This window comes from Rhodococcoides fascians A25f (assembly GCF_000760935.2).
Lineage (GTDB): Bacteria > Actinomycetota > Actinomycetes > Mycobacteriales > Mycobacteriaceae > Rhodococcoides.
The window spans coordinates 3,859,989-3,881,849 of the sequence record NZ_CP049744.1 but is presented as its reverse complement, the minus strand read 5'-3'; the positions used below and the strand labels follow the sequence as shown (position 1 = coordinate 3,881,849).

Genomic DNA, 21,861 nt, shown 5'->3' with positions numbered 1-21,861 from the left:
CCAACGAGAACGACACGGCACGGTTTTCGATCAGGAGGAATGGATAGATGGCGTCAGGCGGCCTCGGCGGTAGCTCTTCGACTATCGAGGATCTGCCTCGGCTGGTTCGGAGCGTCGGTGCGCTCGAACCGGATCGGGTGGCGCTGACGCACCTCGGTGCGGAGCTGACGTACGTCGGTCTGGATGCGGAGATCACCGCCCTCGACACGGCCATGGGCGGTGCCCTCGGACCCGACGCCCTGGTGCCCGTGGTGCTGTCCACCGCTGTCCCCGGTCTGATCGAGGCAACCGAGGGTGGCCTCGACGCCGTCGTCGCGGGCCTTCTCGACGATGCGGTGTCGGTGTTGGGACACGACACGGCAGCCGTTTCGGCCGTAGCGGCCGGGCCACGGAGTTCGGCCGAGGCCGACACGCTCTATCGGCGTTTCGTCGAGCAGGTCGAGCGGACCCCGGACGCTCCTGCCCTGACGTTCGCCGGCGAGACGCTGACGTACTCGCAGTTCGCGGATTCGGTGAACCGGTTGGCCCGACACCTGATCGAGCGCGGTGTCGGCCCGGACGCCCGAGTGGGCCTGTCGATTCGTCGATCGATGGATCTGCTGATCGGCATGTACGCGATCACCGCCGCCGGTGGCGCGTACGTTCCTCTCGACCCGGATCATCCGTCCGATCGGTTGGGGTACGTCCTCGATATCGCCGAGCCGGTGGTGGTGGTCACGACCTCCACCGATCACCCCGACGTGCCGGCGTCCACCGAGACCGTGTCGGTGGATACGGTCGATCTGTCCGGGTACTCCGCCGGCCCGGTGACCGACGAAGACCGCCGCGCCCCACTGTCGTCCAGCGATCTCGCGTACGTCATCTTCACTTCCGGGTCGACCGGTCGGCCCAAGGGCGTCGCGGTGGGGCACAGCGCGATCGTGGCCAACATCGCGTGGCGGCAGCGCGAATACGTCATGACTGCCACGGACGTCGTGCTGCAGAAGACGCCGTTCACCTTCGACGTGTCGGTGTGGGAGTTCTTCTGGCCGTTGCAGATCGGTGCCCGGCTGGTGATCGCAGAGCCCGACGGTCATCGGGATCCCGCGTACCTGGCCCGAATCATCGGTGAGCAGAGCGTCACGATTGCCCACTTCGTGCCGTCGATGCTCTCGGTGTACGTCGCCGAACCCGCTGCAGCACAGGTGACGTCGCTGACGACCGTGTTCGCATCGGGTGAAGCACTGCCGGCCCGCACCGTCAATGCCTTCCACCGGATCTCTGCCGCGTCACTGCACAACCTGTACGGCCCCACCGAGGCCGCGGTCGACGTCACGTACTACCGCACGCAGGACGTCGAGGAGGCTGCTGTCCCGATCGGTGCCGCGGTGGCCGACACCGAGCTCTATGTGCTGGACGAGTCGCTGCACCGGGTGCCCAGAGGCGTCGAGGGCGAGCTGTATCTCGCCGGTGTGCAGCTCGCGCGCGGCTATCTGCGCCGAGGCGACCTCACCGCGGATCGTTTCGTCGCCGACCCGTTCGGCGGGCCAGGCGATCGGATGTACCGCACCGGAGACCTGGTGCGCAGGCGCTCCGACGGTCTGATCGACTACATCGGCCGCACCGACTTCCAGGTGAAGCTGCGCGGACTGCGCATCGAACTCGGCGAGATCGAATCGGCTCTGCTCGCCGAGCCGAACGTGAGCCAGGCTGCGGTGCTGGTGCATGCCGACGAGGCCCACGTGGAGCTGGGTGAGCACCTGGTCGGTTATGTCGTTTCGTCCGACCCCGAAATCGATCACAGTGATCTCGCAGCTGCGGTACGGCGTCGCACACCGGATTACATGGTGCCGTCGTTGTTCGTCGTACTCGACGAGTTCCCGCTCAATTCGAGTGGCAAGCTCGACCGAAAGGCGTTGCCGGCTCCCGACTTCGGGTCACTCGTCCGTGAATACCGAGCTCCGGAAACCGAGACCGAGTCCGCGCTCGTCGAGATCTTCCAGAGTGTCCTCGGCATGGACCGCGTCGGCATCGACGACGACTTCTTCGCGGTCGGGGGAAACTCTCTCAACGCCACTCGAGTCGTCGCGCGCGTCAACGCCGAACGCGGTGTGTCCGTGGACGTTCGCGCGTTCTTCGATGCTCCCACCGTGGCCGAGCTCGCCGCTGTGGTCGATGGGGCTGAGGCGTCGAGTGGTGCACCCCGTGCGGCGCTCACTGCACAGCCGCGGCCGGAGCGTGTTCCGTTGTCGTTGGCTCAGCAGCGGATGTGGTTCCTCAACCGTTTCGAGCCCGAATCGGCCGTCAACAACATTCCGGTCGCGATCTCGCTGTCCGGCGAGCTCGATCTCGATGCGTTGCGTGCGGCAGTCTCGGACGTACTGGGCAGGCACGAATCCCTGCGGACGATCTATCCGGATCACGCCGGAGTGGGGTACCAGCAGGTGCTCGAACCCGGCTCCGCCACGGTGGACGTGGAGTTCTCGGACGTCGAGGATGCTCGGCTGCCGGAGACGTTGCTCGAGTTCGCTCTTCGGCCGTTCGACGTCTCGACCGGTTTGCCCGTGCGCGCCGCCGTACTGGCGCTGTCTCGAACCGAACACGTTCTGGCCCTCGTGGTCCATCACATCGCGGCCGACGGATTCTCGATGGCACCGTTGACGCGAGACGTGGTGACCGCGTACGTGGCCCGCAGTTCCGGACAGGAGCCGGCGTGGACGCCGTTGCCCGTCCAGTACGCCGACTACACGCTCTGGCAGCGGTCGGTGCTCGGAGACGAGAACGATCCGACCTCGCTGATCGCTGCTCAGGAGGCCTACTGGCGTTCGCAGCTGGCCGGCGCACCCGAACAGCTCGACCTGCCGACGGATCGACCGAGGCCGGCGGTGGCGACCACCCACGGCGGTACACATCTGTTCGAGATCGATGCGGACCTCGCCGCGGCGATCGAACAACTCGGGCGTACCCACGGGGCCACGACCTTCATGGTGGTCCACTCGGCACTGGCCGTTCTGCTGGCGACGTTGTCCGCTACCGACGACGTCACGATCGGAACACCGGTCGCCGGTCGTGGCGACGCCGTTCTCGACGACGTCGTCGGCATGTTCGTCAACACGCTCGTGCTGCGCACCACGATCGACCCCGCGGCTGACTTCGAGGATCTGCTGGGCCGAGTACGCGAGACCGATCTCGCCGCGTTCTCGCACGCCGAGGTTCCGTTCGAGCGACTGGTCGAGGTTCTCCAGCCCACTCGCTCGACCGCTCGTCATCCACTGTTCCAGGTCATGCTGACGTTCCAGAACCTGGACGCCACGTCCGTGGAGATCCCCGGTCTTCGGGTGAGCGCACTCGATTACGAGGCCGATCTCGCGAAGTTCGATCTGCAAGTGACACTGTGGGACTCGGTGGCCGAGGGGACCGATCCGGCCGGTTTGACCGTAGCGCTGACGTATTCGGCCGATCTGTTCGACGCGTCGACGATGGCCGCATTCGGCGAACGGTTCCTGCGGGTCCTCGAATCGGTGACTCGTGCACCTGCCGCGCCCATCGCCGAGATCGATGTGCTCGATGCCGAGGAACGGTTGCAGGTGCTTCGAGCATGGAACGCGACGGGCCACGAGGTGTCGTCGGACCTGACGCTGGTCGAGATGTTCCGAGCGCAGGTCGAGGCCACACCCGATGGACAGGCGTTGGTGTTCGAGGGCGAACGGCTGACCTACGCCGAGTTCGCCGCCCGGGTCAATCGTGTTGCACGAGAACTTGTCTCGCGTGGTGTCGGTCCGGACACGTTGGTCGCTCTCGCGATGGAGCGCAGCATCGAGCTGTTCGTGGGTATGTACGCGATCGTGACGGCCGGTGGGGCCTACGTGCCCGTCGATCCGAGCCAGCCGCGCGAGCGCAACGACTACATCGCCGAGACGGCGAATCCGGTTCTGGTGTTGTCCTCGACCCGTGATCACCTCGAACTCGACGGATTCGAAACGGTCGATATCGACGCGCTGGACGTCTCGGCACATTCGGCCGAACCCCTCGTCGACGCCGATCGCCGGGGTCCGTTGCGTCCGCACAACCTCGCCTACGTCATCTTCACGTCCGGATCCACCGGCCGCCCCAAAGGCGTCGGCGTCTCGCACGAATCGATCGTCAACCGTGTGTCGTGGATGCAGCACGAGTATCCGCTGACCGCCTCCGACGTGGTGCTGCAGAAGACGCCCGCGACGTTCGACGTATCGGTCTGGGAGTTCTTCTGGGCTCTGCAGAACGGTGCCTCGGTGGCCGTCGCTGTACCGGACGGCCATCGGGACCCCGCGTATCTGCTCGATATCATTGCGCGCGAACAAGTCTCGGTAGTTCACTTCGTTCCCTCGATGATGTCGGTGTTCGTACCCGAGGTCGTTGCGCGCGCCGAGTCCGCGGAAACCCTGCGGCTGGTGTTCGCCTCCGGTGAGGCGTTGACACCGACGACTGCGCAGGCGCTGCGCCGGGCGCTGACGGCCATCGAGATCCACAACCTCTACGGCCCGACCGAAGCCGCGGTGGACGTGACGTACCACCGAGTCACCGACGACGACACCGCCGTCGTACCGATCGGTGCGCCGGTCTGGAACACGGCCGTCTACGTACTGGACTCCGCTCTGCGACCGGTGCCGGTCGGAGTGCACGGAGAGCTCTACCTCGCCGGAACGCAGCTTGCTCGGGGCTACGTGGGGCGACCGGATCTGACGGCGGATCGCTTCCTGCCCAACCCGTTCGGCGAGGACGGAGCCCGGATGTATCGCACGGGCGACGTGGTGCGTTGGCTGCCCGGCGGCGAACTCGACTACGTCGGACGTTCGGACTTCCAGGTCAAGCTTCGCGGTCTACGGATCGAACTGGGTGAAATCGAAGCGGCCCTGCTCGAGCAGCCGTCGGTGAGCCAGGCGGTCACCGTGGTCCGTGCCGATCGGTTGGTGGCCTATGTGGTCGGCACCGGGAGCGTGGACACGCAGTCTCTGCGTGATGCATTGAGCGAGCGCCTCGCCTCGTACATGGTGCCCGCCGTGATCGTCGTTCTCGATGCTCTGCCCCTCGGTGCCAGCGGCAAGCTGGACCGCAAGGCCCTGCCGGATCCCGAGATCGAGGAAGTCGAGTATCGCGCACCGTCGAATCCCGTCGAGGAGATCGTCGCTCGGGTGTTCGCGGACGTTCTCGGAGTCGACCGCATCGGCGTCGACGACGATTTCTTCGCCCTCGGTGGCAACTCTCTCGTCGCCACCCAGGTGGTCTCGCGGTTGGGTAGCGAACTGGATGCGACCGTTCCGGTCCGTGCACTGTTCGAGGCCAGTACGGTTGCGGCACTGGCGGTTCGGGTGGAGAGTCATCTGGGTGACGGTGCCGCGGCACCGCTGGTTCCGCAGACTCGGCCGGAGACGGTTCCGCTGTCGATGGCGCAGCAGCGGATGTGGTTCCTGAACCGATTCGATCCCGAGTCCGCCGTGAACAACATTCCGGTGGCCATCCGGTTGCGTGGTTCGTTGGACGCGGCTGCGCTGCGCGCTGCCGTGTCGGACGTCCTCGAGCGCCACGAATCCCTGCGCACGGTGTACCCGGCTGTGGACGGCTCGGGACACCAACTCGTGCTCCCCACCCGGACCGTCGTCCCGAATCTCGAGCCGGTCGGGGCAACTGCCGATGCGATCGTGGCCGACGTGACCGCCTTCGTGGCCGCAGGCTTCGACGTCACTGCTGCAGTTCCGTTGCGCGTGAGGCTGTTCGAGGTCTCGGAGCAGGAACATGTCTTGGTGTTCGTGGTGCATCACATCAGCGCCGACGGTTGGTCGATGGGTCCGCTGACCCGCGACGTGATGACCGCGTACCTCGCACGAGTGGCGGGCGAGTCGCCGTCCTGGCAGCCACTGGCGGTGCAGTACATCGACTTCACGCTGTGGCAGCGGTCAGTACTCGGTAGCGAGGCGGATTCGGCGAGCCTGATCTCCCGGCAGGCGTCGTTCTGGCGCGAGACGTTGGCGGAGATGCCGGCCGAGCTCGCTCTTCCGCACGATCGGCCACGTCCCGCCGAGTCCTCGGGGGCCGGTGGCCGCGTCGAATTCGAGATCGCCCCCGACGTCCATGCCGGTCTCAGTGCCCTGGCCAGGGAGAGCGGCACCACGACGTTCATGGTGCTGCACACTGCCCTCGCGGTATTCCTTGCGCGCATGTCGAATTCGACGGACATCGCCGTCGGCACGGCCATCGCCGGACGCGGAGATGCTGCACTCGACGACGTGATCGGAATGTTCGTCAACACCCTGGTCCTGCGTACCGAGGTGAACCCGGGCAAGGGCTTCGACGGCATGCTTGCCGACGTCCGTGAGGTCGATCTGGCGGCCTTCGCGCACGCCGATATCCCGTTCGAGCGTCTGGTCGATCTTCTCGACCCCGAACGCTCCGCTTCACGACACCCACTGTTCCAAGTGGCGATCGCCTTCGAGAACCTGCCGCCGAGCACCTTCGCGCTGCCCGGGTTGGAGGTCTCGGCTGTCGATCTCGACGTCGAGACGGCCAAGTTCGATCTGTCGCTGACGTTGCGCGAGTCCGACGGCGGCGGTATGTCCGCGGCGTGGCTCTACTCGCGCGATCTGTTCGACGAGTCGACCATCGTGGGCTTCGCAGACCGCTTCCGCCGTCTTCTCGACGGCGTGGTGGCGGATCCGAGTACTCCGGTCGGCGACCTGGGGATTCTCTACGAGGACGAATACGACCGCTTGACCCACGTACACGGCGACGAGGTGTTGGCAGGCGGCACTCTCGCCGAGATCTTCGCTGCCGGAGCCGCTCTCGATCCGCAGGCGATTGCCATCCGCTACCGCGATCGCTCCATCACGTACGCCGAACTCGACAGCACCTCGTCTCAGCTCGCCCGTCTGCTCATCTCCAGGGGCGTGGGGCCGGAGACCGTCGTCGCGCTCGGGTTCCAGCGCTCCTACGAGATGGTGCTCGGGGTCTGGGCCGTGGCCAAGGCGGGCGGTGCCCACCTCCCGGTCGACCCGACATATCCGAGCGACCGCATTGCCCACATGGTCGGTGATTCCGGGGCGGTACTCGGCCTGACCGCCGCGGCACACCTGGCTTCGGTGCAGGGATCGAGCGGCGGTCCGGACTGGATCCGTCTCGACGACGACGACGTGGTGGCGGCGGTGCGCGCTCACTCCGCCGATCCGATCACGGATGCGGATCGACTGCGGCCGTCGGTGTTCCAGAATCCGGCGTACGTCATCTACACCTCGGGCTCGACCGGTAAGCCCAAGGGCGTCGTGGTGACGCATGCCGGGCTCGGGGGCGTGCTCGATGCCGCCGGCGATCTGTACCACCTGACACCGTCGGCGCAATTCCTGCACATCTGCTCGCCGAACTTCGATCCGTCCGTCCTCGAGTGGATGGCGGCGTTCTCGGTAGGTGCAACTCTGGTGATCGTGCCCGCCGAGATCCTGGGCGGTACCGAGTTGTCCGAGCTGCTGAAGGCCGAGCAGGTCAGCCATTCGATCATCACTCCCGCGGTGCTCGGCACGATGGATCCGACGGGTCTCGACGCGCTCGAAGTGCTCTCGGTCGGCGGCGACGTCACCACACCGGAACTGCTCGCGCGATGGGCCCCTGGCCGTAAGTACTTCAACGGCTACGGACCGACCGAGACGACCATCATCTCGAGCTTCGCAGACCTGACTCCCGGCGAACCGATCACCGTCGGACGGCCCATTCACGGTATGTCGGCACTGATTCTCGACGATCGATTGCGTCCGGTGCCGTCCGGAGTGGCCGGTGAGCTCTATCTGGCCGGCGGCGCTCTCGCTCGCGGCTATCTCGGTCGGCCCATGCTGTCCTCCGAGCGCTTCGTTGCCAACCCCTACGGTGTCGGCGGCGGCCGGATGTATCGCACCGGAGACGTGGTGCGTTGGACCGAGGATCTTCAACTTCAGTTCGTGGGCCGCACCGATTTCCAGGTGAAGGTGCGTGGGTTCCGTATCGAACTCGGCGAGATCGACTCGGCACTGACCGCGTACCCGAGTGTCGAGTTCGCCGTGACACTCGGACACCGGCTGCCCTCGGGGGTCACCACGCTCATCTCGTACGTACTCCCGGTCCGCGACGCATCGGTCGACGTGGACGACCTGACGGCGTTCGTCGGAAAAGCGTTGCCCAACTACATGATTCCGGCATCTATCACGGTGCTCGACGCGGTGCCGCTGACGTCGGTCGGCAAGCTCGATCGGGCAGCGCTTCCCGCTCCGGCGTTCGAGGCACGCGAGTTCGTCGCGCCGGCCACCGCGGTGGAGCAGAGCGTGGCGACCGTGTTCGCGGAGGTGCTGGGAGTCGATCGGGTGGGAGCCCAGGACGACTTCTTCGAGCTCGGTGGCAACTCGCTCATCGCGACGCAGGTGGTCTCGCGTCTCGGTGCGATTCTGGACACCACCGTGCCCGTACGCATGCTGTTCGAGGTGTCCACCGTCGCAGCGCTGGCGGATCGCCTCGAGTCCGGCGTCGGTTCGGGCTCGCGTGCGCCGCTCGTGGCCGGACCTCGGCCCGAGCGTCCACCACTGTCGTTGGCGCAGCAGCGCTACTGGTTCCTCAACCAGTTCGACACCTCGTCGGCCGTGGACAACATTCCGTTCGCGGTACGTCTGACCGGTGCGCTCGACACGGCGGCATTGGCTGCCGCCGTCGGCGATGTGGTGGAGCGCCACGAATCGCTGCGCTCGCTCTACCCGGACTCCGAACACGGACCGTTCCAAAGGGTACTCCCGGCTGCCGAGGCCACTCTGGACCTGTCGGTGCGGACAGTCGCAGCGGCCGATGTACCGGAGACGGTGAGCCGCTTCTTCCTGCGCGGCTTCGACGTGACCCGCGAGGTTCCGGTGGACGCGATGCTGGTGCGAATCGACGGGGAGGCCGTCGAGCACGTCCTTGCTTTCGTCGTCCATCACGTTTCCGCCGACGGTGCATCGATGGGACCGTTGGCAACGGATGTGATGACCGCATACACCGCGAGAGCGGCAGGCTCGGCTCCGAACTGGGAACCCCTGCCGGTGCAGTACGCGGATTTCGCGCTGTGGCAGCGCACCGTTCTCGGCTCCGACGACGACGAGAATTCTGTTGCGTCGCAACAGGTTCGGTACTGGAAAGAAGCGCTGGACGGTCTGCCCGACCAGCTGGTGCTGCCCACCGACCGACCCCGCCCCCCGACCCAGAGCTTCCGGGGCGAGACGGTGCGCTTCACCGTGGATGCCGCGGTGCACGCTGCCGTCGCCGACCTCGCGCGGGCACGTCAGGCCAGCGTCTTCATGGTCGTCCACTCGGCCTTCGCCGCGTTCCTGGCACGTGTGGCAGGAACCGAGGACGTCGCCATCGGGACTCCCATCGCCGGCCGCGGCGAGAGAGCGCTCGATCCCATGATCGGCATGTTCGTCAACACGTTGGTGTTCCGGTCCACGGTGCACCCCTTCATGACGTTCGAGGAGTTGCTGGCGCAGGCTCGCGAGCGCGACCTGTCGGCATTCGCCCACGCGGACGTACCGTTCGAGCGTCTGGTCGAGGTACTCAACCCGGTGCGTTCCACCGCGCGAAATCCGCTGTTCCAGATCGGCCTGTCGTTCCAGAATCTGGCCGATCTCAGCTTCGAGTTGCCGGGGCTGACCGTCCGCGGTGTCGACGCCGAGTCGACCCTCGCCAAGACCGACCTCCAACTGACGGTGTCCGATCGCTACGCCGCCGACGGCACGCCTGCGGACATGGACGCCGAATTCACCTTCGCTACCGACCTGTTCGACAGATCGACGGTCGAGGCCTTCGCTCGGAGATTCGTCGCGGTGCTGGCCGCGGTGGCTGAGTACCCGAGTGCAGTCGTCGGAGATCTGGACCTGCTCGACGAGTCGGAGCGAACGACGATCCTGGACACGTGGAACGACACCGATCACGATGTCGATCTGTCGCAGACCCTGGTGTCGCTGTTCGACGCTCAGGTCGACGCCCGCCCCGAGGCTCCGGCGGTCAGGTACGCCGGCCGGACACTGACCTATCGCGAGTTCGACGGTCGGATCAACCGTCTGGCGCGGCGGTTGATCACCGCGGGGGTGGCCCCGCAGGTGACGGTGGCGCTCGCGCTCGGGCGTTCGGTCGAATTGCTCGTCGCGATGTACGCGGTGAGCAAAGCAGGCGGAGTCTATGTGCCGCTCGATCCGGATCAGCCGGCTGCCCGCATCGCCGACATCGTCGACGACGCATCGCCACTGTTGATCCTGAGCTCGACCCGTGACGGGTTCTCGGCTCCCGAGGGCAACGGTCGGTCGGTGCCCGTCGTGATGGTCGACGCGGATTCGGACGAGTACGCACACATCTCGGATGCACCGATCACGGACGACGAACGACGTGCGCCGCTGCGTGCCGCGAACACGGCGTATGTGATCTTCACGTCCGGCTCGACCGGTCGACCCAAGGGGGTCGCCGTCAGTCATCGCGCCGTTGTCAACCAGTTGCTCTGGGCGCGTGCGGAATACGGCATCGGCGTCGACGACGCGGTGTTGCTCAAGACCGCGGCCACCTTCGATCTGTCGGTATGGGAATTCTGGACGGCGTCGATCGCCGGCGGTTGCACCGTGGTCGCCGAGGCCGGTGGACACCGCGACCCGAGCTACCTGCTGAACCTGATGACCGAGGCGAACGTGACGACGCTGCACACGGTGCCGTCGATGCTCGACGCATTGATCGCGGCGTCCGGCGGCACGCTGCCGTCCGGCCTGCGTCGAATCCTGGCCATCGGTGAAACACTGCCGCCTACCACCGCTCAGCGTGCGCTCCGCGCTACGCGGGCACGCCTGGACAATCTGTACGGCCCCACCGAGGCGGCGGTGTCGGTCACCGCGCACCGGGTGCACGACTCCGGGACGGGGCCGGTTCCCATCGGTGCTCCCGAATGGAACACCCGTGTCTACGTGCTGGATTCACGTCTGTCGCCGGTCCCGGTCGGTGTCACGGGAGAGCTCTATCTCGCGGGCACGCAGTTGGCCGACGGTTATGTCGGGAGGCCGGATCTCACCGCGGAGCGGTTCGTGGCCAACCCGTTCGCGCCGGGCCGACGGCTCTATCGCACAGGCGATCTCGCAGCATGGCGTAGCGACGGTGAACTGGAGTACGTGGGTCGTTCGGACTTCCAGGTCAAGATCCGCGGCTTCCGCATCGAGCTCGGCGACATCGACGCCGCGCTGCGCTCGATCGAATCGGTACGCGATGCGGCCGTGGTCGCCTCGAACGACGAACGCCTCGGGGATCGACTGGTCGCCTACGTGGTGCCCGTCGACGGCGTATCGGTCGATCCCGAGACCGTACGCGCGTCGATGGCGTCGTCGGTGCCGTCCTACATGGTGCCGTCCGCCTTCGTGATCCTCGATGTCCTGCCACTCAACGCCAACGGCAAGCTGGACCGAAAGGCCCTGCCGGAACCGGTGTTCGAGGCCGCGGAGTTCCGGGCCCCCACCGATCTCGTCGAGGTGACGGTCGCCGGTGTGTTCGCGGACATCCTCGGCGTCGAGCGCGTGGGTCTGGACGACGATTTCTTCGCGCTCGGCGGAAACTCGCTGATTGCCACCCAGGTGGTCTCACGGCTGGGCTCCGCGCTCGACACCGTGGTTCCGGTGCGGGCGATCTTCGAGTCGCCGACGGTGCTCGGACTTGCCCGCGCCATCGAATCCACCGTCGGTGCCGGTGCGCGCCGTGCTCTGGTGCAGCGCAGGCGGCCCGAGCAGGTTCCGCTGTCGCTGGCACAGCAGCGGATGTGGTTCCTGAGCCAGTTCGATCCCACCTCGGCGGTGAACAACATTCCGGTGGCGATTCGACTGTCCGGCGATCTCGACGTGCCCGCACTGGTGCGAGCGGTGTCGGATGTGGTCTCGCGGCACGAGATTCTGCGCACCGTGTACCCCGAGGTCGACGGGCGAGGCAGCCAGGTCGTGCTCGGCCTCGCCGAGGGCGCACCGTCCGTCGACGTCATCGACACGGCAGCCGCCGATGTGCCCGAGACGTTGCGGCGGTTCGTGTCCGAGGGCTTCGACGTCACCAGCGCCGTTCCGGTGCGGGTGACGATCCTGCGCATCGACGAGCGTGAGCACGTCCTGGCTTTCGTGGCCCACCACATCGCCGCGGACGGGTTCTCCATGGGACCGTTGACCCGCGACATCATGGTCGCCTACACCGCCCGTGCGGCGGGCGAGGATCCGCAGTGGGCACCGTTGCCCGTCCAGTACGCAGATTTCACGCTGTGGCAGCACGAGTTGCTCGGCACCGAGGGTGATCCCGAATCGCCCATGGCTCAGCAGCTCGGCTACTGGCGTTCGGTACTGCGCGGCGCGCCTGCACAACTCGATCTGGCGACCGATCGACCGCGGCCGGCGGTGGCGACCAACAGAGGAGCGGCGTACAACTTCTCGCTCGACGCCGAACTGCACGAGAGCATCGCCCGAGCGTCTCGGGAGAACAACGCGACGGTGTTCATGACCGCACACACCGCTCTCGCGGTGCTGTTGGCTGCGCTGGCGGGAACCGACGACGTGGTGATCGGGACGCCGGTGGCCGGGCGTGGAGATTCCAACCTCGACGACCTCGTGGGTATGTTCGTCAACACCCTCGCACTGCGCACATCCGTCGAGCCGGGCACGACATTGCGCGATCAGCTCGCCCTGGTGCGAGAGGTGGACCTCGGGGCGTTCTCGCACTCCGACATACCGTTCGAGCGACTCGTCGACGCGATCGCGCCGGAACGGTCGCAGGCCAGGCACCCGATCTTCCAGGTGATGCTCACGTTCCAGAACCTCGCCGAACAGTCGTTCGCGCTTCCCGGTCTCGACATCGACGGTGTCGATCTGTCGAGTGCGATCGCGAAGTTCGATCTGCAGGTGACACTGTGGGAGAAGTTCGACTCCGCAGGCGCGCCCGATGGCGTCGACGTCCAATTCGATTACGCCACAGATCTGTTCGACGAATCGTCGATGGCAGCCTTCGCACGCAGGCTCGTCCGGGTTCTCGAGTCGATGACGGCCGAGATCGACCGGCCCGTCGGCGACGTCGATCTCCTCGAGCCTGCCGAGCGCACCGCCGTCCTCGAACAGTGGAACGCGACCGACCACGAGATCGACGATCGGCACACCCTGGTCTCCCTGTTCGCCGAGCGGGTAGCAGCAGCACCGAACAACGTGGCCCTGGGCTTCGGCGACGAGCAGATCGACTACGCGGAGTTCTCCGGACGGGTGAATTCGCTTGCCCGAGTGCTCATCGGGGAGGGCGTAGGACCCGAGACCGTGGTCGCGATCGCGATGCGCCGTTCGCCGGACATGCTCGTCGGCATCTACGCCGTCCTCGCTGCAGGCGGTGCCTACGTGCCGGTCGACCCGGACCAGCCGTCCGATCGGATCGAGTACATCCTCGAGACGTCAGCACCGGTCGCGGTGCTGACCACCACCCGCGACGGCGGCGTCGCCGGTTCGTCCGTTCCGCAGATCCGGTTGGACACCGTGGACACCGATGCGTCCGCGACCCGACCGGTCGAGGATTCGGAGCGACTGGCACCGCTGAGGCCGTCGGACACCGCTTACGTCATCTTCACCTCGGGCTCGACGGGCAAGCCCAAGGGTGTGGCCGTCACGCACGCCGCCATCGTCAACCGTCTGCTGTGGATGCAGCACGAGTACGGGCTCACCGTCGACGACGTGGTACTGCAGAAGACCCCTGTGACGTTCGACGTCTCGGTGTGGGAGTTGTTCTGGCCGTTGCAGGTCGGTGCCCAGCTCTACATCGCCGAGCCGGACGGTCATCGGGACCCCACATATCTGGTGGAGACGATCGAACGCCGCGGTGTCACCACCGCACACTTCGTTCCCTCCTTGCTCGCCGTGTTCGCTGCGACCGACGGCATCGAGCGATGCAGCGCTCTGCGGATGCTGTTCGCATCGGGTGAGGCGCTACCGGTCTCGGTAGCCGCAGGCATCCGTCGGGCACTGCCCGCCGTGGAACTGCACAACCTGTACGGGCCGACCGAGGCCGCGGTGGACGTGACGTTCCATCGGGTCACCGACGCAGACACCGTGTCGGTGCCGATCGGCGTGCCGGTCTGGAACACCCGGGTCACCGTGCTGGATGCTCGGCTGCGCCCGGTGCCGATCGGCGTGCCGGGCGAGCTGTACCTGGCCGGAACCCAGCTGGCCCGAGGCTATCTGGGACGACCCGACCTGACGGCAGACCGATTCGTCGCAGATCCGTACGGGCGAGCTGGGAGTCGGATGTACCGCACCGGCGACCTCGTGCGCTGGAACACCGGGGGAGAGCTGGAGTACCTGGGGCGCACCGACTTCCAGGTCAAGCTCCGCGGCCTTCGCATCGAGCTCGGTGAGATCGAGTCGGCCCTCATCGCCGACCCGACCGTCGATCAGGCCGTCGTGCTCGTGCGGCAGACGCCGTCGGCGGGCGAAATTCTGGTGGGCTACGTGGTACCCGCCTCCGGCGCGGCCGTCGATCCGGCGGCCCTGACGGCGGTCGCGGCGCGGACGGTGCCCGAATACATGGTTCCGGCATCGGTGGTGGTTCTCGAATCACTTCCGCTCGGACCGAACGGCAAGCTGGACCGACGCGGACTACCGGATCCCGAGTTCGGTAGCGACGCCGAGTTCCGCACTGCGAGCACCGATACCGAGCGCATCATCGCCGACGTGTTCGCAGACGTCCTGGGACTCGAGACGGTGGGCGTCGACGACTCCTTCTTCGCGCTCGGTGGCGACAGCATCGTGTCCATTCAGTTGGTCTCGCGCGCCAAGGCGAGAGGAATCCAGTTCGGCCCACGAGATGTGTTCGAGCGCAAGACCGTTGCCGGGCTGGCCGAGGTGGCCGTCATCGTCGGCGAGGGTGCGGACACGGTCGTCCTCGACGAACTCGACGGCGGTGGAGTCGGCTGGCTGCCGCTGCCACCGTTCGGTGCGGCACTGCTGCAGCGCGGCGGTGGGTACCGTCGCTTCCATCAGGCGCTCACACTCGAGCTCCCGGCAGGCATCGACCGCGACGGTGTCGTGGCCACGCTCACTGCTGTCGTCGACCACCACGACGTTCTTCGGTCCACCCTCGTGCACGACGATCGTGGCTGGGGTCTCGAGGTGGGCGAGTCCGGTTCGGTGGACGTCGACGAGCTGCTGACGACCGCGTCGGCGGACGGTGGAGCCGCCGCGGTGGATGCGGCGGTCGGATCGCTCGATCCGGAGAACGGGCGCATGCTCGCGTTCGTGTGGGTCGAGAGCGCGCCGAACACATTGACCGTCGTCGCACATCACCTCGTCGTCGACGGCGTGTCGTGGCGAATCCTGGTGCCGGACTTCGTGTCCGCGTGGGCGCAGATCGCCGGCGGTGCCGGCCCGGTGCTGCCGGATGTGGGTACTTCGATGCGGCGCTGGACACACGCACTCGTGGAGGAAGCGGCGCGCCGGACGGACGAGTTGCCGCAGTGGCGCAGCATCGCCCGGACCCCGGACCCGGTCCTGGGGGAGCGGGCCTTCGAGCCGGCCGTTGACGTGGTGGACACCCTCGAGCGAGTCGAGATGTCCCTGTCGTCGGATGCGACGCGCACGTTGCTGACCACGGTTCCCGAGATCTACCACGGCGGAGTCGCGGACGGACTGCTCGCCGCACTCGCGCTGGCAGTCACTGCCCTGCGCAAGGAACAGGGGATCGATGCCCCCGTAACACTGCTTCAGCTCGAAGGCCACGGCCGCGAGGAGGCCGTGGTCCCCGGAGCAGACCTCGGCCGGACCGTGGGCTGGTTCACCAGCCTCTTCCCGGTTCGGCTCGACCTGACCGGAATCGACGTCGACGACGCCCTCGGCGGAGGCTCTGCCCTCGGCGACGCCGTGAAGGCCGTCAAGGAGCAGATGCTGGCGTTGCCCGACCGAGGAATGGGCTGGGGGCTGCTGCGCTACCTCGATCCCGCGAGCGAGACGGAGCTGGCGGCGCTGTCCACCGGGCAGATCAGCTTCAACTATCTCGGTCGGGTCGGTACCGGTGAGGTACCGGAGGACATGAAGTCTCTCGGCTGGTTGCCTGCCGAGGACACCGCAGGTCTGTCTGCAGCCGGTGATCCGGACATGGCCGCGAACAAGACGATCGACATCAACGCCATCGTGGTGGACACCGACGACGGCAGCGCCCTGAGTGCTTCGCTGGCGTTCCCGCGGGGCGCGATCTCCGAGGCGACCGTGGCGCGTCTGGCGCAACTGTGGTCGGAGCTGCTCGACTCGCTCGCGGCCCACGCACGTACACCCGGTGCCGGTGGCCTCACTCCGTCGGACCTTCCGTTGGCGCGCGTGAGTCAGGCCGACATTCTCGGCTTCGAGCAGCGTTATCCGGCACTGACCGACGTGTGGCCGCTGGCACCGTTGCAGCAGGGCTTGCTGTTTCATGCCTTGTTCGCCGATACCTCGCTGGACGTCTACACGATGCAGGTCGTTCTCGACCTGGCAGGCGAGGTCGATGAGGAGCGTCTGCGCGATGCCGCGCAGGCCCTACTGGATCGGTACGAGAACCTACGCGCCGTGTTCGCGGTGACCGCGGACGGCGACAGCGTGCAGATAGTTCAGCAGGGTGTGCGGTTGCCTTGGCGCACAGTCGATCTCAGCGGTGTCGAGGAGAACGCGCGCGCCGCCGCGGTCGCGGCGGCACTGGACGAGGATCAGCGGGAGCATTTCGACATCACCACCGCCCCGTTGTTGCGGTTCTTGCTGATTCGCCTCGGGCCCACGACGTACCGACTGGCGATGACCAACCATCACGTGCTGCTGGACGGCTGGTCGCTGCCGCTGGTGATGAAGGAGCTGCTCTACCTCTACGCCGTCCGTAGCGACACCTCGTCGATGCCGCGTCCGCGCTCGTATCGCTCGTTCCTGCAGTGGCTCGGTCAGCGCGACCCGGAGACCTCCCGGCAGGCGTGGGCCCGTTCGCTCGACGGCGTCGACGAACCGACACTGCTGACTCCACCGACCCTGGGCCGCGAGATCTCCACCCGATCGGCGGAGACCGAGGTGCGGATCGACGCGGAGGCCACCGCAGCGTTGATCGCGCTCGGTGGACGCCTCGGCGTCACCGTGAACACGTTGGTACAGGCCGCGTACGGAATGCTGTTGGCTCAGATGACGGGCCGCGACGACGTGATCTTCGGGGCAACGGTGTCGGGTCGTCCCGCGGACCTTCCCGGAGTCGAATCGATGATCGGTTTGTTCATCAACACCATTCCGGTACGATCTCGCCTCGATGCTCACGACACAGTGGAGCAGTACCTCACGCGGCTCCAGGGTGAGCAGGCCGATCTGCTCGATCACCACCACGTGGGATTGGCGGACATCCAGCGGGATGCGGGGCTGGGCAACCTGTTCGACACGCTGACGGTGTTCGAGTCGTACCCGGTGAACGAGGCGGAGTTGGCGCAGCAGGCCGCATCGATCGACGGCATGACCGTCGAGGGTGTCGGCTCCAACGACAACACCCACTACCCGCTGACCCTGCTCGTGGTGGCGAACGAGGAAGTGACGCTGACGGCGAAGTACATCAGCGACCTCTTCGACACCCGTGCGGTCGGATCGATCCTGGCGCGCATCGTCTCGCTGCTCGCTACGTTCGCGGCGGACCCCACGCGTCGGGTTCTCGACATCGATCTGCTCGACCCCGTGGAGCGCACACGGATACTCGACGAGTGGAACGACACTGCCCGCGAGATCGACTCCGCGGCAACGCTCGTGTCGATGTTCGAGGAGCGGGTGGCGCAGTCCCCGGACCGGATCGCGGTCTCCTTCGAGGGTGATCGAGTGACGTACGCGGAATTCGCGGGTCGAGTGAACGCGCTTGCGCGACTGCTGATCCGCGAGGGCGTCGGCCCGGAAACGATGGTCGCGATCGCCATGCGTAGATCGGTGGACATGCTCGTCGGTGTCTACGCGGTGCTGACCGCGGGTGGGGCATACGTCCCGATCGATCCCGACCAGCCGGCCGAGCGCGTCGAGTACATCCTGGCGACGGCCGATCCCGTTGCGATTCTGACCACGGCGGCGGATTTGTCTGCAGTGCAATCGGTCTCGTCCGTCGCGCCCCGGATCGAGGTCGATTCCGTCGACCTCGCCGGCTTCGCCACCGATGCGGTTCTCGCCGACGAGCGGCGCGCCGCGCTGCTCTCCGACGACGTCGCGTACGTGATCTTCACCTCGGGCTCGACGGGCAAGCCCAAGGGTGTCGCCGTGACGCACGCCGCCATCGTCAACCGGCTCGTGTGGATGCAGGACGAGTACGGGCTGACCGTCGACGATGTGGTGCTGCAGAAGACTCCGGTGACGTTCGACGTGTCGGTGTGGGAGTTGTTCTGGCCGTTGCAGATCGGTGCAGAACTGGCGATAGCGAAGCCGGACGGACATCGCGATCCGGCCTACCTGGTCGAGATCGTCACCGAGCGGTCGGTCACCGTCGCACACTTCGTGCCGTCGATGCTGGCCGTGTTCGCGACAGCGGACGGAGTCTCGCGGTGTTCGAGCCTGCGCATGCTCTTCGCGTCGGGTGAGGCGCTGCCGGTGTCGGTCGCCTCGGCAATCGGTACGGCACTGCCGAACACGAACCTGCACAACCTCTACGGACCCACAGAGGCCGCGGTGGACGTGACCTACCACCGCGTCACCGACGCCGATGTCGCCGGCGTACCGATCGGTGTGCCGGTGGCCAACACTCGGGTGACCGTGCTCGACGCACGGCTGCGGCCGGTGCCGGTCGGCGTCGCGGGTGAGCTCTACCTCGCGGGAGTCCAGTTGGCCCGCGGCTACCTCGGGCGAGTGGATCTGACCGCAGACCGGTTCGTTGCCGATCCGTACGGTGCACCGGGTACTCGGATGTACCGGACCGGCGACCTGGTCCGGTGGAACGTCGACGGCGAACTCGACTACATCGGCCGCACCGACTTCCAGGTGAAACTGCGCGGCCTGCGCATCGAGCTCGGTGAGATCGAGGCGGCGTTGACCGCTCACCCCGACATCGACCGATCGACCGTGCTGGTGACGTCGACGGCGTCGGGCGAAATCCTCGTCGGCTACGTCGTTCCTCGTACCGGTGCGTCGGTGGACGTGAGCGAACTGACCTCGTTCGCAGGCAGCCGACTCCCCGGCTACATGGTGCCGACCCAGATCATGGTGCTCGCCGAGTTCCCGCTGAACGCCAGTGGCAAGCTCGATCGAAAAGCATTGCCGGAACCGGTGTTCGAGGCGAGTGAGTTCCGTGCACCGGTGACCGCGACCGAGATCGCCATCGCCGACGTCTTCGCCGACGTGCTCGGTGTCGATCGGGTGGGATCGGACGACGACTTCTTCGCCCTCGGTGGAAACTCGCTCGCGGCCACCCGTGCCGCGGCGCGCATCACCGCTGGTCTGGGCAAGCAGGTGGGTGTTCGCGAGCTGTTCGAAAACTCGACGGTCGCAGCGCTCGCAGCGCGCACGGATCTCCAGGGAACGGTGCATCGCGTGCCGCTTCGACCCAGGACAGGCGGCGAGCGGGTACCGCTCTCGCTCGCACAGCAGCGGATGTGGGTGCTGAATCGACTCGACCCCGGGTCGGGTGCGTACAACATGCCGCTCGCCCTGCGGCTCACCGGTGACTTGGACGTGGCCGCATTGCAGTCGGCTGCGGCGTGGGCGATCGAGCGGCACGAGACCTTGCGAACCCGCTATCCAGAGGATGCCGACGGCACTGCGTTCCAGGAGGTCCTCGACGCCCGGGCCACCACTCTCGACCTCGATCCGATCGACGCCACGGGTGAAGCCGACATCGCCGACCGGGTGCGTCGACTGGTGTACGACGGCTTCGATGTCACCGCCGCGCCTCCGGTGCGCGGGGCACTGTTCCGACTCGCCGGAGCGAGCGACGGCGACATCCAGTACGTGTTCGTCATCGTGATGCACCACATCAGCGGCGACGGAGCGTCGATGGCGCCGCTTGCTCGCGACGTGATGACCGCGTACCTCGCCGCGACAGCAGGCACGGTTCCGTCGGTGGCACCGCTGTCGATCCAGTACGCCGATTACACGCTGTGGCAGCGTGAGGTGCTGGGTTCGACGAACGACCCGGGTTCCGCAGCGAATCGGCAGGTCGACTTCTGGCGCACCGAGCTGAGCGGTATCACCCCGGTCATCGCCCTGCCGTGGGATCGACCGAGACCGGCAGAGCCCTCGCTGCACGGTGGAAGTGTCCGCGCACATCTCGACGCGCAGACCCACGAGGCGTTCGTCGGCATCGCACGATCGAACAACGCGACTCTGTTCATGGTGTTGCACAGCGTCCTCGCGGTATTGCTGGCGAGAACCAGCGGTGCACGGGACTTCGCTGTCGGAACTCCGATTGCCGGCAGGGGAGACGAACAACTCGACGACATCGTCGGAATGTTCGTCAACACGCTGGCGCTTCGGACCAGCGTCGATCCGGACGCGACGTTCGAGGATCTCGTGCGCAGCATTCGGGAGAGCGACCTGCGGGCATTCGGCAACGCGGACGTACCGTTCGAGCACGTCGTCGACGTCATCGGGCAGGACCGAACCCCCGGAATCAGCCCGCTGTTCCAGACCGTGCTGTCCGTCGAACCATTGGGCGAGGCTCGCTTCGAACTGCCTGCCCTGACCGTCGAGCCCGTCGAAGGATTCGAGCCGACCGCCAAGTTCGATCTCCAGGTGACGGTGCAGACTCGGCCCGTCGTCGGTGCCGATGGCGAACCAGACCTGGCGGTCGAATTCGCCTACGCCGCAGACCTGTTCGACGAGTCGACCGTATCGGCGATGGTCGAGCGTTTCGTCCGGATCGCCGACGCCGTCGCGGCGGCTCCGGGTATCAAGGTCGGTGCGATCGACGATCTCGGTGACGACGAGCGGGCCGCGTTGACCGCATCCCCGACACCGGTCGCCGACGCCGTGGGTGCAGTGGCCGGTCGAACGTTGCCACAACTGCTCGCTGCGACCGTGGAAGCGGATCCCGAGGCACCGGCGTTGTCCTCCGCAGGTGAGGACACCACGTACCTCGAGCTCGACCGACGTTCGTCGCGCCTGGCCCGCGAACTGATCGACCGCAACGTCGGTCCCGACGTCACGGTTGCCGTCGTCGTCGACGACGCAGTCGAATCCGTCGTGGCCCGGTGGGCGGTGGTCAAGGCGGGCGGCGCTCTGGCCCTGGTGGACCACATCGACAGTGCCGTCGGGGTAGGCGCGAGCGTAGTGGTCATCGATACCGGTGAGGCGCAGGACTGGGATCGAGTGTCCACGGTCGTCGATCTCGGTGACGAGGCGACCTCGAGGTCGGTGACAGCCCGATCGGCTCGTCCGATCACGTACACCGACCGTGTCGCTGTGCTCTCCGCAGACAGCCCGGCTCTTGTGGTGGACGTGTCGACCGGCGCTACGGTGAGCCATGGTGCCCTTGCTGCCATGGCCGTTCGTGCGGTCGGGGAGTACGGGATCGACTACGAGTCGCGACTGGGCGTGCCCACGGCGATCACCTCTCCGTCAGCGTGGTTCGCCGGGGTGATGGCTGCTTCGGTCGGTGCTGTGCTGGTGGTCGATCGGGCCGAATCACCCGAGGATTCTGCCGATCTCGTCGTCGCCGAATGGATGACGCACGCGTTCGTGACTACGGCGGAAGCCGCGGCGGTCGCCGAATTGGAGTCGGACGATCTCGAGGACCTGGTGGCTCTGGTGATCGTGGCCGGTGATGTGGAGGCGGCCGAACGACCGGTCGGTGTGTCGGTACACGGCGCGCCGGAGTTCGGCTGAACCGATCGGGTCGATAGACTTCGACCCTGAACAACAACCGTCC

1 protein-coding gene is annotated in these 21,861 nt (G+C 66.7%); it reads left to right on the top strand.

Annotation, left to right across the window (positions count from 1 at the left end):
* The first annotated feature begins 47 nt into the window (after positions 1–47).
* Complete coding sequence (locus BH93_RS18170) at positions 48–21,818, top strand: non-ribosomal peptide synthase/polyketide synthase (RefSeq protein WP_052065659.1); 21,771 nt, start codon at positions 48–50, stop codon at positions 21,816–21,818.
* The last annotated feature ends 43 nt before the right edge of the window (positions 21,819–21,861 follow it).

Excerpts from the sequence above, each read along its gene's own strand:
- BH93_RS18170 (WP_052065659.1), top strand. The coding sequence starts at position 48 with ATGGCGTCAGGCGGCCTCGGCGGTAGCTCTTCGACTATCGAGGATCTG.